General features: G+C 48.4%; 14 protein-coding genes and 1 pseudogene. 1 reads left to right on the top strand and 14 read right to left on the bottom strand.

Features of this window, described 5'->3' with window-relative positions; translation table 11 throughout:
* Positions 1-448: 448 nt before the first annotated feature.
* Positions 449-1,957: a leucine-rich repeat protein gene (locus tag B5F87_RS10885; RefSeq protein WP_242964405.1), complete on the top strand. Its 1,509-nt coding sequence runs from the start codon at positions 449-451 to the stop codon at positions 1,955-1,957.
* 188 nt (positions 1,958-2,145) lie between these two features.
* On the opposite strand, the gene B5F87_RS10875 is transcribed toward B5F87_RS10885, so the two are convergent.
* The 14 genes and pseudogenes from B5F87_RS10875 to B5F87_RS10810 form a co-directional block, all read right to left on the bottom strand.
* The gene (locus B5F87_RS10875; protein WP_087280913.1) at positions 2,146-2,904 is read right to left on the bottom strand and encodes a nucleoside phosphorylase; all 759 of its coding nucleotides are present in this window, start codon (positions 2,902-2,904) and stop codon (positions 2,146-2,148) included.
* Positions 2,905-2,932: 28 nt separating this feature from the next.
* Positions 2,933-3,157 (bottom strand): annotated as a pseudogene (locus B5F87_RS10870) (flavodoxin family protein); the annotation flags it as partial.
* A gap of 174 nt (positions 3,158-3,331) precedes the next feature.
* Complete coding sequence (locus B5F87_RS10865; RefSeq protein ID WP_087280911.1) at positions 3,332-3,787, bottom strand: GNAT family N-acetyltransferase; 456 nt, start codon at positions 3,785-3,787, stop codon at positions 3,332-3,334.
* A 19-nt stretch (positions 3,788-3,806) separates the two neighbouring features.
* Positions 3,807-4,352 (bottom strand): GNAT family N-acetyltransferase, encoded by a 546-nt coding sequence (locus B5F87_RS10860; protein WP_087280909.1) that lies wholly within the window; start codon positions 4,350-4,352, stop codon positions 3,807-3,809.
* A 5-nt stretch (positions 4,353-4,357) separates the two neighbouring features.
* Positions 4,358-5,680, bottom strand: a complete 1,323-nt coding sequence (locus tag B5F87_RS10855; RefSeq protein WP_087280907.1) for a hemolysin family protein — start codon at positions 5,678-5,680, stop codon at positions 4,358-4,360.
* A gap of 152 nt (positions 5,681-5,832) precedes the next feature.
* Positions 5,833-6,468, bottom strand: a complete 636-nt coding sequence (locus tag B5F87_RS10850) for an N-acetyltransferase (RefSeq protein ID WP_087280905.1) — start codon at positions 6,466-6,468, stop codon at positions 5,833-5,835.
* A gap of 40 nt (positions 6,469-6,508) precedes the next feature.
* Positions 6,509-7,300, bottom strand: coding sequence for an ElyC/SanA/YdcF family protein (locus tag B5F87_RS10845; protein WP_087280935.1), 792 nt, complete (start codon positions 7,298-7,300; stop codon positions 6,509-6,511).
* 85 nt (positions 7,301-7,385) lie between these two features.
* Positions 7,386-7,835, bottom strand: a complete 450-nt coding sequence (locus B5F87_RS10840) for a hypothetical protein (protein ID WP_087280903.1) — start codon at positions 7,833-7,835, stop codon at positions 7,386-7,388.
* Between the two features lie 75 nt (positions 7,836-7,910).
* Positions 7,911-8,582: a nitroreductase family protein gene (locus B5F87_RS10835; RefSeq protein ID WP_087280900.1), complete on the bottom strand. Its 672-nt coding sequence runs from the start codon at positions 8,580-8,582 to the stop codon at positions 7,911-7,913.
* A 90-nt stretch (positions 8,583-8,672) separates the two neighbouring features.
* Positions 8,673-9,404, bottom strand: coding sequence for a YebC/PmpR family DNA-binding transcriptional regulator (locus tag B5F87_RS10830; protein ID WP_087280898.1), 732 nt, complete (start codon positions 9,402-9,404; stop codon positions 8,673-8,675).
* A 212-nt stretch (positions 9,405-9,616) separates the two neighbouring features.
* Complete coding sequence (locus tag B5F87_RS10825; RefSeq protein WP_087280896.1) at positions 9,617-10,786, bottom strand: aminotransferase class I/II-fold pyridoxal phosphate-dependent enzyme; 1,170 nt, start codon at positions 10,784-10,786, stop codon at positions 9,617-9,619.
* Between the two features lie 51 nt (positions 10,787-10,837).
* The gene (locus B5F87_RS10820; RefSeq protein WP_087280894.1) at positions 10,838-11,185 is read right to left on the bottom strand and encodes a type II toxin-antitoxin system PemK/MazF family toxin; all 348 of its coding nucleotides are present in this window, start codon (positions 11,183-11,185) and stop codon (positions 10,838-10,840) included.
* Positions 11,186-11,363: 178 nt separating this feature from the next.
* Positions 11,364-12,857 carry an NAD(P)H-hydrate dehydratase gene (locus tag B5F87_RS10815; RefSeq protein ID WP_087280892.1) on the bottom strand — a complete coding sequence of 498 codons (1,494 nt, stop codon included), beginning with the start codon at positions 12,855-12,857 and terminating at the stop codon, positions 11,364-11,366.
* Between the two features lie 111 nt (positions 12,858-12,968).
* Positions 12,969-13,631, bottom strand: coding sequence for a redox-sensing transcriptional repressor Rex (locus tag B5F87_RS10810; RefSeq protein ID WP_087280891.1), 663 nt, complete (start codon positions 13,629-13,631; stop codon positions 12,969-12,971).
* Positions 13,632-13,792: the final 161 nt, after the last annotated feature.

Genomic DNA, 13,792 nt, shown 5'->3' with positions numbered 1-13,792 from the left:
GGAGGGAAATACCCGGCATATATGCCAGAAATCCCAGCATAATACTACAAAATATGAATTTTTCAAGGTACTATAGGTACAGGGCACAACTAATTATATAGTTTCGACCCCAACATCATCTTATTTGCTTAATCCATTTGCGAAATCTCCAAACCGAACTCTCCCCCCTTCACACCGACAAAATTCATATAAAAATTTTTCAATTAAGGTGAGAGTTTTTTCTTTTTTGTGTACCTATATATATGAAGGACTCATTCCGAGCCAATCAATAGTAGGAAGGAGAAGACAAGGATGTACGTAGAACAATCCGTGCAAAACTGGTCAGGAAGAGTATTCGCCAGAAGCAAGACAAAGAAACCAAACACGAAACGAAACAACAATATACAGACAAGGAGGACAACACATAAAAAAACGATTTACAGCAATAGTACTTAGCCTGTGCCTGATATTGGCGCTGCTGCCGGCCACGGCCTTTGCTCAAACCGCAGCCCCGGAAGAAGAGGCATCGCCGCCTATCACAGTCGGAGGAGTAGACTTAGAAAGCACCGCTGCCAATCCGGTGGCATACGCCATCACGGACGAAAGCGGCAACGTTGCGACTGAGGGTGCCAATGACACGAATTATAACGTCAAATGGGACGGGGAGACTCTGACCCTGCGTAATGCGACTGTGATTGTCCAAGGAAACCTCACCGAATCAAAATATTACGCCATCGAGCGTCAAGCGCCATTTACGCTGAAACTGGAAGGCAGGAATACAGTAAACAACACAGTTGGCGTAGGCATTCTGGCAATGTGTGTTCCAACAATCGATGCATCCGGCAATATCGACCCGGATACTCTAGACGCCCTGACCATCTGCGGGGACGGCAGCCTTGATGTCACAGGCATCACTGAAGGGATAGCTCTCGCAGGTAATCTCATTATAAAAAGCGGCACGGTGACAGCAACAGCCACCACCGCCCAATCGACAAATCCAAGCTTCGGCATCGGCACAATGGAAGTAGGAAACATCTACATTGAGGGCGGCAAAGTGACTGCCATCGGAGGAGCATCTTCCACTTTCAGCGCCGGTTTTTACATCATGGTCATGTCTAACGAAAATACGGGACAGGTTCCCGGTGGTACCGTCCGGATTACCGGCGGTGAGGTGACTGCCGTCGGTGGGGAGATTACAGAAACTGATGAAGAGGAACCAGTTCCGATCTCACCAGGCAGTTTTGGTATCTTTACCATGATTACCTCTGATTCTGACAACGTTTCTCCTACCTTCACCAACGGCGCCATCTCTGTCTCCCCGATGGAAGGTGAGGCCATTGAAGTTCAGGCGGGTGCGGACGCGGACACGGCAACAGCCATCCCCGGTTCTCCGTTTGACAACGGAGACCATGATATCACGGACGCTGTTTCCGATGAGGCATACTTCCACAGCAAGGCATTCACTCCTGCCCCGGAAGAGCCGGAACCGGTTGTTCCAACTGACCCGAAGACGCCATCCTCCCCGGCGGACACTTCTCAGCCTGCACCGGAAGCTGCTCTGCAGCCTGGCAGTACCTATGCCGCAGGCGGGAACACATACCGGGCAGCTTCCGCCGACACCGTCACTGTACAGTCTGTCGCCAATAAGAAGACTGTGAAAATCCCGGCTTACGTCACCGTAAACGGTGTAAAGGCGAAGGTCACCGCCATCGACAAAAACGCCTTCAAAAAGGCGAAGAAAAAACTGACCAAAGTAGTGATTGGCGCCAACGTGACCACCATCGGCAAGAAAGCCTTTGCCGGCTGCAAGAAGCTGAAAAAAATCATCATCAAGAGCAAAAAACTCAGAAGTGTCGGCAAAAAAGCTTTCAAGGGTATCAGCAAAAACGCCGTCATCAAAGTGCCAAAGGCAAAAAAGAAAGCTTACACAAAGCTCCTGAAAAACAAAGGCCAGGCAAGAAGCGTGATCATCCGGTAAAGGGATACTTCGCCACCACTTTCTGCACGGTTCTCTTATGCCTCATAGGATGCGGGCAAAAGAAGACAATCATATCTAAATAATTTTTTTCATAATTAAGAAAAGGGGAAGTCTGTATATTGCACTTCCCCTCTTCTTTTCTATGTATTTTATTTAAATACTGGCACATCCTATATCATCTTTAATTTTTACAGACTCAAAGCAACGTCAATCACCTGTCTCAACATCTTCTGCCTCAGCTCTTTTGTCATCCCCCACTCCCAGGTTTCGTCAGCTTCACTAACAGGATGCCTGTCAGATACCATAGAGACGGATGCGACATGTAATTCCAGATACTTTCCAACACTGTACAAAGCAGATGTCTCCATGTCTACACCAACACAGCCTTTCTGGCGCCATAATGCTTCTTTATAGAAAGTCTGCCTGTATATAGCATCCATCGAAACAATGGGCGCAGTTTTGTGATTCGGAATATAGTCCGTCAATTGCTGAAATAATGCCGTATCCGGCTCGCTGTACTCAATGAACTCATAATAATGCAGCGAAGTTCCCTCTTCCACATAAGCACGATTCGGTATAATGACATCACCCACATGGATGTCTCTGGCAAATCCACCCATCAGTCCCGCGGAAACTACATTCCGGACGCCCAATGCGCGCAGAACCTCCAGAGTATCCGCTGCCATGGGCGCGCCGCGCCCTCCATCCAAAAGACAAATGTCCTTTTCTCCCTGTATCCTCCAGACCGGGCAGGCATTTAAAAATCTTGGAAAACGTTTTGTAATCAGCTCTATCTTATATTGTTCTCTGATATAATCCAGTCCGCTCATATAAAGAAGAACCGCCGTTTCCGGCAACTGAAAATCTTCTGTTCTTCCATGGGCAGATTGTATCTGCTTCTCTCCGGTTAGAACCGGTTTCGTTGTATCTTCTCTATGACGCCACATATCATAGCTCCTTATCCATTCTCATTTTTCATTGCCCAACAATCTGTCTTGCAAATGTCCTGGCTCGTTCTTCTTTATCATCGCTGGCAAATGTAGTTTTGTAACCCAAGTGCCGTTCCGCCAGCATTCCTTCGTAACCAAGTTGTGAGTGTTTACAATATCTTCGGATACTTTCTTCAAAAAGATCCGCTCCTTTTTCCGGGCGATATCCGCAAGTGGCTATGATTGCCACTTTTTTGCCATTCCAGAGTGATTGTATTACCGTGTTTACGCGGGCTCCCCATCAAAATTAAAACTTTCACTTGTCTCCCCCTCTTTTTCTTCTCTGTATATATTTCGTCTTTTAAGACTATTTCAGTTCTTATTTAATAAATTTCGTCTTCCAGCTTCTTTACTTTCTTTTCATAAAACCTTTCTTTCAGGATTATTATAGTTCCTTCTTAAAATAAATCACATCCTCCATGGGATTGTCATAATAAGGCTCACATTCCTGGAATCCGGCCTCCCGGTAGAGGTGGATGGCCGCCTGGAGCGGTTCAATGGTATCGAGTACCATCTCTTTATAGCCGGCACGGCTGGCGTGCTCGACTATCTCCCGGACGAGTGTTCTTCCCAGATGGGCTTCCCGGCATTCCGGCCTGACGTAAAGGCGCTTCATCTCGCAGCGGTCGGCGGAATGTCTGTGATACGCCACCATGCCGACGACCGTATCTCCGTCAAATGCCACCAGCAACTCGCCTTCCGGCGCGGTATATTTTTTCGCCGGGTCCGCCAGCTCTTCCTCCAGATTCTGGAAGGTCAGGTCCCGGCCCAGACGCTTTGTGTATTCTTCGATCAGCCCTTTGATCTGATCAATGTATGGTTTTCCATCTACGATTTTCATTCTGATTCCTGCTCCCCTGTCATTCTGATTTCTGCTCCAGTTTCTCATACCGAGAATGTACTGTATCATAGTTCTGTATTTTCTGCCGCAGTATGATCATATCCACCAGCTGTTTCCCGTCTTCATAGATGGGATGATCGTAATTATCAATAAAAAAATTTTTGATCACATGGAATCTGCGAAAACCGCATTTTTCATAAAAAGGTATCGTCAGAGGGCTGTCTCCGGTGCCCACCTGAAGGATGGAAAAGAAATCTCTGTACATTTCCTTTATAAAATGCAGCATCGCCCTGCCGTATCCTTTTCTCTGGCTTTTCGGCTCTACTGCCAGATTTTTGACTTCCAGCACGCCTTCGCCCTCGTCTGTAACGACGCAGACCGCCTTCACATTTTCTGTTCTATCTTCCTCATCTCTGGCAGCATCGGAAGCTTTTTCATCTTCATCTTCCAGCACATAAAGTGTTCCTCTGTCCAGATATCTGTCGATCATACTTTCCTGTTCGTCCGCCAGTAAAAGAAGAGGAAGATATTTCCTTTTATCTTCCTCAATTAAATAAATCTTCATCCTGTTTATTCTCTTTTCTCCGCTTTGTCGGTGGAATCTGCAGATTTCCCGTGATCGTCCGTATCTTCTCCAAGATTCTCCGGAAGGTATATATGCACACTCTCCACACGATTCTTATCCAGCTTCTCCACCACCAGACGGATACCGTCCTCCGTGCAAACCTCGTCGCCCAGCTCCGGCAGTCTGTTCAGATGCTCGATCAGAAAACCTCCCAACGAATCATAATCTTCGGAATCCAGGTTGGTATGAAGATCGTCATTGACATCGTCAAGGCTGGTGGAACCTTCGATGATATACTCCCTTTCTCCAACCTGACGCACGCGCTCGTCTTCCTGCTCATCATACTCATCATGAATCTCCCCTACAATCTCCTCGAGGATATCCTCAAGCGTGATAAGACCGGCCATATCGCCATACTCGTCCAAAACAATGGCAATATTAAATGTGGATTCGCGCATCTCCACCAGAAGCTCGGAAATACTTTTATATTCATAGGTAAAATGAGGCTTCCGCATGATATCTCTGATCTGGAAATTCTCATTGCGGTCATAAAGAAGCAGATCCTTCATGTTAATGATACCGACAATGTTATCCTGGCTGTCCTCATAAACCGGAAGACGGGTAAACTTGTCCTCCCGAAATATCTCGATCAGTTCCTCGTATGTATTATTGATTTCCGCAAATGTAACATGAACCATGGGAACCATAATATCTTTCGCCTTGGCGTCACCCAGATCGAACACATTATAGATCATTTCCTTTTCTTCCGTCTCAATAATACCGTCCTCATGACTCACATCAACAATCGTTCGAAGCTCATCTTCAGTCATAGTCTTGTTCACCGCCGTCGGGTCCACGCGCAGCAAAAACATGATTGCTCTGCAAAAAAGATTAAGAATAAAAATCACGGGAGTCATTACTGTCATAAAAGCCCGGATGATCACAATATACCGAAGTGCGATCTTCTCGGCATTGATCGTGGCATAATTCTTTGGCGTAACCTCGCCGAATACAAGAATTGCGAGGGTAAGAACCGCTGTAGCAATACTCACCATATAGCTGCCAAACACATATGCCAGCGACGCAGAGATGGCAGATGCAGAAAGATTCACGATATTGTTACCGATAAGAATAGCGCTTAACATCTTCGCCGTATGGTTCTCCGTTGTGTCGAGAACGAGCGCTGCTCTTTTGTTTCCCGCATCCGCGAGAGAACGAAGGCGAATCTTGCTCACAGACATGAGCGCTGTCTCATTGGATGAAAAAAATGCGGAAAGCATCAATAAAATTACAAGTACGATAAATTGAAAACTGTCACTTATATCCAAAGTTTTGTGTTCACTCCTTTAAATCATGCGCATCGGTTTCCAAAAACGATGCCTCATTTCTGAATAAAATTATACTAAAATATAGCATAAAAAATAATATAGATACGCAAACAGTATACTATTTTTTGACATTCGATGCAACAGTTTTCATCTCATCCTAAAAACGCCTGGCTGATAATATAGAATTCATCCTGGCTCGGCCGGTACTCTTTTGCCATCGGCGGAAGAGCGTCGTCAAAACGGATTGCCTCCTGTTCGTCCACATCCATGACCGGACTGCCGGAGTAGATCCACTTTCTTCCGTCAAAGGCTCCTTCTTTCAACTCTTTCGCCAGCATGCCTGCCGGATATCCGCCGCCTTCCACGCAAAGGTTATACTTTTTGCAGCTTTTAAAACCGCGGCTCACATAATTGGCCGGACTGCCAAAAATGACGATGGCGTCATAGCCAAGCTCCACCGCCCGCTTAAAGGAATGTTCCATGAGCAGTTTTCCGTAGCCCATCCGCTGGTATTTCGGCAGAATACTGACCGGCCCAAAGGTGATAATCTCCTTCTCTTCTCCGTTTTCATCCGTCAGTTTAGCTTTGGTGTACATGATGTTACCAATAACCTTGCCGTCAAGCTCCAGCACAAAATCAAGCTCCGGTATAAAGTCTTCATGTCCGCGCATGATGTGAACAAGATAATGTTCCATGCAGCCTGGCACATACATATTATAAAAGGCCTCTCTTGTAATATCTTCTACGATTTGATAATCGCTTTTTTGTTCGTTTCTGATCTGTATCATTGAAATTACTCCTTCTTATGTTGTTTTTTTGATGGAATTTTCATTTCGAAGCATAGAGCGGATTCGCCTCGCGCACCGCATCCCCGTATACTTCTTTCAGCTCTTCGAACGCTTCTCTCACTTCTTCCGGGATATCCACATGAGCGATAAAATCCTTTCCTGTCGGGCCGTAACCGCCGGCGTCGTCTGTCAGCCGCGGAATCTCTCCCATCAGGAGCTGCACATACCGCTCCATCTCCCACATGCCGTGAATGTCATCCGTATACGTCAGTCTGCCGTCCCGCAGCGCGACTTCTGCCCGGTAGGCGGCGTAGCTGACGGGCAGCACATCCTCCGGCATATATTTTCTGAGACCTGCTTCCATGCGAAGCTGCATGGTGGCGTCCTGACATAAAATAATACTCTTCCAGGCAAACTTTTTCGCTTTGAGCAGCTCAAGCAGATACGTGATATTATTGCCGCAGTTGGTGGACTCTGTTTCCAGCCAGTCCGCTTCCCTCCCATACTTTTCCTTCAGGTACGCCTGAAACAGCTCTGCCTCGGAGAGCCCGTCTGTCCGCAAGCCCGGAATCTCCCTTTCCATCTGCCGGCACAGGGTTTCTGTAGTGTGCCCTCTGCCGCCCACGATCACATACCGGCGGGCGATCTTTTCTTCCATGGCGCAGGCCAGCACATCTCCTCCCGCTAGGATGCTGCCGCCAAAGAGCACCATCACGTCTGCCTGTTCAATTCCAAAAGCTCGTTTTAATGCTGCCGGCGTCAGCTCCTCCACATCTCTTTTTCCGCAGAAACAGCCAAGGGTGTTGATGGCCTCTGCGGTTTTTTCCTCAATATGCATAATTATATTCTACCCTCCTGCTATTTGTCACAGCATTTCTGTCCTGCATTTATTCCATTATCAGGTTTATATTCCAGACTCACTCCACATCCCATATCTTCCGCACGAACAGTCCCTCTGCCGCCGCCAGCTTTTCCAGCAGAGCAAGCAGCGTTTCATTCGGATTGTAGACGCTCAATATGGTATCGTCTTCGTTTAAAATAATCATGGCTTCTCCATCGTTCAAAAGGATGTTCATGTAGTCTTTTTTGCCGGAGACACATTTTCGTATCCAGCTCTGCATTTTCTTCGGTGAAGGGTTCTTCGTACATTTTCCTTTAAATTTGACATCCATGTCATAGTAGCAGTTGAGTTTCAGGATGATTCTCTCAAATTTGCGGCAGATTTTTTCTGCTTCGCCGCTCTCGTGCCAGAAATATTCCACCTCGAAATACTGCCCTCTGCTTTTTTTCGGAACTTTTTCCGGAAGAGGATCAACGACATATACGGTTTTCTTAATCAGCTTTTCTATCATTTTATCCGCTTTCATATTCATTCTCCTCGCTTTTCCATACAGTCTTCTCTGTATGGCTATGTCTGTTGCTTTTCCTTTATATTCTTTGCTCTACTTCCACTGGAAGTTCTCTGTGCCTGCGCCGATCTCAAAATGGCATTTTACGATACCAAGATCGACCTTGGAATAAAAACCGCCGGTGGATCGTGCGGACACGGTGCTGCCGTTTCTGGTGAATTCGAACTTCTGCTGGTTCATGGCTGTCGGAGCCAGAAGGGCACATTCCAGTCCTTTTTTGTACCACTGCGGCATCTCCGTCTCATTTTTGCAGACTTCACTGATTCTCTTTATCTTATGGAACTCTCCCTGAGTCTCGCCGTAGCCGAGGGCCAGCACGCACACCAGCTTCTCGCCGTTTCTGATGTCACATTTCTTCTTGGCGGCGCCTTTTCCGAAGGTCAGCGCCACCCAGCAGGTGTTAAGGCCGAGCATCTGCGCCTGCAGGGCGATCTTTTCGCCGTAATAGCCGATTCTCTCGTCCAGATCAGCGGCTTTCGGGCCAACGAGAGCGATATAATTCTGCACATTATGAAACTTTCCGTAGTGGGCAAGAAATGTATTGAATGCGTCGGCGTCGTCTGTGACAAGCTGCATATGCAGCCCGCCTTCTTTGTTGCAGGCGTCGATGGCCGCCGACAGTTCCTGCCGGATGTCCTCCGGAATCTTCCTGGAAATGTAGCTTCGCACAGAATGTCTTTTTTTCACTGCTTCTAATATTGTCATCCCGATTATCCCTCCTTAAATCCGGACCAGTGATACAAAAATCGGACAGACTGATACTTGCAGCCTGCCCGGTCGTTCTTTCAGATTATCTTACTCTTCTTCCCAGTTGTGGTATACTGCCTGCACGTCGTCGTCCTCGTCCAGCAGGTCAAGGATATGGTTCAGGTTCTTGATATCGTCTTCGCTGGTCAGTTTCACGTAGTTATCCGGAATCATGGTAACTTCCGCGGAAGCCATCGGAACGTTCTCTTTCTCGAGAGCTTCACGGACTTCACCGAAGGAATCCGGATCGGTTGTGATCTCGTAGCTGTCCTCTTCTTCCACGAAGTCTTCTGCTCCGGCGTCAAGGGCCAGCATCATGAACTCATCGGCATCGGTCTCGTATTCTTCTTTGGACACGATAATCTGTCCCTTTTTCTGGAACATGAAGGACACGCAGCCGCTGGTTCCGATATTGCCTTTTCCTTTGGAGAAAGCGGCGCGGACGTTGGCAGCAGTACGGTTCTTGTTGTCAGTCAGTGTCTCCACGATAATGGCGATACCGCTCGGACCGTAGCCTTCGTAGGTATTCTGCACGTAGTTGACGGATTCAGCGTCGCCGGCTGCCTTTTTGATACCACGCTCGATGGTGTCGTTCGGCATGTTGTTGGATTTTGCCTTGGCGATAACGTCACGGAGCTTGCTGTTGTTGGCCGGGTCCGGTCCGCCCTCTTTTACTGCTACCGCAATCTCACGACCGATGACGGTAAAAATCTTACCCTTAGCCGCATCGTTCTTCTCTTTTTTATGCTTAATATTAGCAAATTTGGAATGTCCAGACATTTTTTATCTCCTCGCTTCTCTATAATATGTATCTTTCTCACATTTTCCCCAGAACATGGGAAATGTGTCACTTCCCTGCCTTTTCCTCTCATCCGCCTGATATATGCGGCACTCCCGGAAAACGGCATACTTTATAAAGTGTATCACCGTTTCACCCAAGCGTCAAGCGTTTGGCCCAATGAAATTCAGCCCCAATATTGGCCCGATGAAATTCAGCCAAGAATTCCCGACTGCCGGATGCTCTCGATAGCTTCCTTAATCTGCTCCGGCGGCAGCACCAGGGCAAAACGGACATGGCCCTCGCCGAGGCTTCCGAAGCTGCTGCCCGGCGTACAGATGACGCCTGTCCGCTCCATCAGTTCCATCACAAATGCATTGGAATCGGTGTAGCCTTCCGGCAGCGGTCCCCAGGCAAACATGGTTCCCTCACTGTCCGGGATATTCCAGCCGATGGCACGCAGACCTCCGCAGAGTGCGTCTCTTCTCTCCTGATATTTCCGGCACTGCTCCTTAACAACGGCGTCGTCGGTGGAGAGCGCCGCGATGGCTCCCATCTGTACCGGCAGGAAAATGCCGTAATCAATCTGAGAGCGGAACCGTTTAAACAGAGCGATCACGTCGGGATTTCCGATCACGAAGGACATTCTCGCCCCGGTATAATTATAGCTTTTGGACAGAGAATAAAATTCCACGCCCACTTCCTTTGCTCCCGGGAAAGACAGGAAAGACTTTCCTTCTCTTCCGTCATAAATGATATCGGAATACGCGTTGTCATGAATGATCAGGATTTCATTTTCTCTGGCAAATGTAATCAGCTCCTCATAGAAGGAATCCGGCGCGGTCTTGCAGATCGGGTTGGCCGGGTAGGACACGACCATGACCTTGGCCGCCCTGCACACGTCTTCCGGAATCGCCGCCAGATCCGGCAGATAATCATTCTCCTCCGTCAGCGGATAGAGCCACTGACTGGCCTGTGCCACAAATGCTCCCGTATTAAAAATCGGATATCCCGGATTCGGCAGAAGCACCACGTCTCCCGGATTGATCAGCGGCAGGAAAATATGCGTCATTCCCTCCTGGGAACCGTAAACAGACATGATCTCATTCTTTGCAATATCTGTGTGATATCTGTGTTTATACCGGCGGATCACCGCTTCCAGAAGCTCGTCCCGGTCGCTCAGTGCATACCGGTAATTTTCCGGATGAAGACAGGCTTCGGAAACCGCCTTCATGATGTGCTCCTCCGGCTCAAAATCCGGAGTGCCCACGGAAAAATTATAGATTTTCCGTCCCTGGCTCTCCAGCTCTTTTCTTTTATCGTCAAGAATATTGAAGATTCCCTCCTCAAAATTCTTCATTTTATCGGCCGCTTCAAAAATCATATGTATCTCCTCTCCTTCCTCTTTGTGTGACAGTAAACCATAGGTCGTTCCCTATGTAATCAGCTCCAGGCTGATCTTAAGCGCTCGGTCCACCCGGTGCAGCGTCTTTGCATCCAGATGACAGACCTTTTCTTTCAGCCGCTGTTTGTCAATGGTACGGATCTGTTCCAGCAGGATCACCGAATCCTTGCTGATGTCACATTCCGCAGCGGAAAGCTCCACATGAGTGGGCAGCTTCGCCTTGTTCATGCGGCTGGTGATGGCCGCGCAGATGACCGTCGGACTGTGACGGTTGCCGGCGTCATTCTGAATAATGAGCACCGGACGAACACCGCCCTGCTCGGAACCGACCACCGGCCGAAGATCCGCATAATAAATATCGCCTCTTTTTATCATCAATTCTACTCACTCCATTTTTACTTCTTCAATCTGTATTTCATGCATCGTTCCAAAAATATTTATCACGTTGACATCTGTTCTCTCTGATAAATCCTTCCCGTATGCTAATTGAAGTATTTCCCAAAAATGTCATGAGTATTCTGTTTTCGTGAGTATTCTTTAACTCCTGCGTCCTCCGTTACCGGATGACCGCATTCAGATGCCGGATCAGATCCCCGGCCATGAGTCCGTAGTATCCTTTCTCCCGGGCCGCTTCATCTCCCGCCAGTCCATGACAGTATACGCCCAGCCGGGCTGCCTCCAGGGCGGAAAGTCCTCCTGCCAGCAGACCGCAGATGATGCCGGTGAGCACGTCTCCGCTGCCTCCCGTCGACATACCGTTGTTACCGCTCATATTAATATATGTGGGAGCGCTGCCGTCAGACACAATGGTCCGGGCATCTTTCAGCACAAAAATATGACGCTGGTCAGCGTCTTCCTTCGCTGTTCCCATAAGATCATTCTTGATGTCCGCCACCGTCCTGCCCGTGAGCCGCTCCATTTCCTTAAGATGCGGCGTAAGAATCATCGGCGCGCCATAAGAATGGTAAAGCTCTCGTTCCTCTTTTTGCAATGCCGCCAATGTATTGATGCCGTCGGCGTCAATGACCAGCGGACAGCACCCCTGCGCCAGCACCGCAGACAGCAGCCGTCCGGTCAGTGCATTCTGCCCAAGTCCCGGCCCGATGCCCACCACACTGGCCCAGGCGAGGGCCTCCGGCAGCTTTTCCAAAGCTTCCTCTTCTGTCCGGTAGGTGGTCATAATGGCCTCAGGCACCCGGCTCTGGAGAATCTCCCGGTTCTCTTCACAGGTAAAGATCCGTACCAGGCCGCTGCCTGTCCGGTAAGCGGCAGACGCCGACAGACAGGCGGCTCCCGCCATGTTCTTCGCCCCCACAATGAGGAGCACCTTTCCGTATGTGCCTTTATTAGACCACGGGTGCCTCTTCGGAAGCCGGCACAGATCTTCCCGTGTATATGTCACAGTCTCCGGGCTGACGGCGTCCACCGCCTGTATCGGAAAGCCGATGTCCTTCACCACCACTTCCCCTGCCAGTGAAGCGCCGGGGTAAAGCGCCAGGCCTACTTTATTCAGGCCAAAAGTGATAGTCATATCTGCCTGAAAGCCATATCCCAGGATTCGTCCGCTGGATGCGTCCACGCCGGAAGGAATATCCACCGCGATCTTATATCCGTTCCGGCGGTTCACTTCTTCCAGCACTTCCCGCTGGATACCTGCCACCTCCCGCTTCACTCCCACGCCGAACACCGCGTCTACCCACAGGTCGCTGTCGGTCTCCGGCAAAGCTTCCAGGAAACATACGCCCAGATTCTCGAGAATCTTTCGCTGAATCTGATAAGATTCCGACGCCCGGCGGACACCGCCGATCTCAAAAATGCACACGTCATAGCCTATAGCGAGAAGCAGCCGTCCCAGCGCCAGCCCGTCTCCTCCGTTATTGCCCCGCTCCGCGATAATGGTGACGGACGCCGGAGCCGGAAAGCGTCGGACGATCTCTTCTTCCATGGCAAGAGCCGCCCTCTCCATAAGCACAATGCCCGGAATCCCCATGGTTTCAATACTATATGCGTCGATGCGCTGCATCTCATCTCCTGAACCTATATACTGCATAGTTTCCCTCCTCACACTATTGCCGCGGCGCACAAGCCGCTCTTATCCACATCCTTCATCTGCCTATAAAAAAGAAAGATGAAAAACCTCAGTCCTTCATCTTTCTGCCTGCTATTCATTTATGCTATGAATACGATAGGAAAGTGTCATAATACTTTCTGACAAATGCACATTTTCGACGATGACGTCCTCTGGTAAATTCAAATCCACCGGCGCAAAATTCCAAAACGCCTTCACACCCAGCTCAACCAGTTCTCTGGCTATCTTCGGCGCTTTGCTCCTTGGCAGAGTCAGTGCGGCGATCCGTACTTCATGTTTCGAAAGGAAATCCTCCAGCATGTCAATATCATAGACTTCCACGCCGCGCACGGTCATTCCCACCAGGCGGGGATTCACATCAAAAAGACCGATAATCTTAAAACTATTCTCTTCAAATTCCTGATTATTAGCCAGAGCTTGTCCTAAATTACCGGCACCCAGAATAATTACATTATTCGTTTTGTCAAGGCCAAGTATTTTCCCCATCTCATTATAGAGAAATTCCACATTATATCCATATCCCTGCTGACCAAATCCTCCAAAATTATTCAGGTCCTGTCGAATCTGTGAAGCGGTCACATTCATCTTCTGGCTCAGTTCTTTTGAGGAAATACGGACAACATCATTTTTCAATAAATCGCCGAGATACCGGTAATACCTTGGCAACCTCTTGATAACAGCAGGTGAAATCACTTTTTCATTGGCTGATCTCGCATTCACTTTCTTGTCTTCCATAGAATCCTTCCTTTGACAAAACTTTCGCATTCTATTTATTACACAGCAAATCAATTATACTCAGATTTTATTCATTTGTCAAACCAGTTTTTTCCCTTCCCTTATTTTTTCTTTCATGATAAAATAGCCAATGTTTGGTTTTTCGCCTTTTTCGCAGATTA

Source organism: Eubacterium sp. An3 (assembly GCF_002159465.1).
GTDB classification, from domain to species: Bacteria; Bacillota; Clostridia; order Lachnospirales; family Lachnospiraceae; genus Anaerobutyricum; species Anaerobutyricum stercoris.
The sequence above is the reverse complement of the archived record's forward strand: the minus strand, read 5'-3'. Positions and strand labels throughout refer to the sequence as shown.

Excerpts from the sequence above, each read along its gene's own strand:
- B5F87_RS10810 (WP_087280891.1), bottom strand. The coding sequence starts at position 13,631 with ATGGAAGACAAGAAAGTGAATGCGAGATCAGCCAATGAAAAAGTGATT.
- B5F87_RS10830 (WP_087280898.1), bottom strand. The coding sequence starts at position 9,404 with ATGTCTGGACATTCCAAATTTGCTAATATTAAGCATAAAAAAGAGAAG.
- B5F87_RS10835 (WP_087280900.1), bottom strand. The coding sequence starts at position 8,582 with ATGACAATATTAGAAGCAGTGAAAAAAAGACATTCTGTGCGAAGCTAC.
- B5F87_RS10850 (WP_087280905.1), bottom strand. The coding sequence starts at position 6,468 with ATGATACAGATCAGAAACGAACAAAAAAGCGATTATCAAATCGTAGAA.
- B5F87_RS10825 (WP_087280896.1), bottom strand. The coding sequence starts at position 10,786 with ATGATTTTTGAAGCGGCCGATAAAATGAAGAATTTTGAGGAGGGAATC.
- B5F87_RS10860 (WP_087280909.1), bottom strand. The coding sequence starts at position 4,352 with ATGAAGATTTATTTAATTGAGGAAGATAAAAGGAAATATCTTCCTCTT.
- B5F87_RS10840 (WP_087280903.1), bottom strand. The coding sequence starts at position 7,835 with ATGAAAGCGGATAAAATGATAGAAAAGCTGATTAAGAAAACCGTATAT.
- B5F87_RS10875 (WP_087280913.1), bottom strand. The coding sequence starts at position 2,904 with ATGTGGCGTCATAGAGAAGATACAACGAAACCGGTTCTAACCGGAGAG.
- B5F87_RS10815 (WP_087280892.1), bottom strand. The coding sequence starts at position 12,857 with ATGCAGTATATAGGTTCAGGAGATGAGATGCAGCGCATCGACGCATAT.
- B5F87_RS10865 (WP_087280911.1), bottom strand. The coding sequence starts at position 3,787 with ATGAAAATCGTAGATGGAAAACCATACATTGATCAGATCAAAGGGCTG.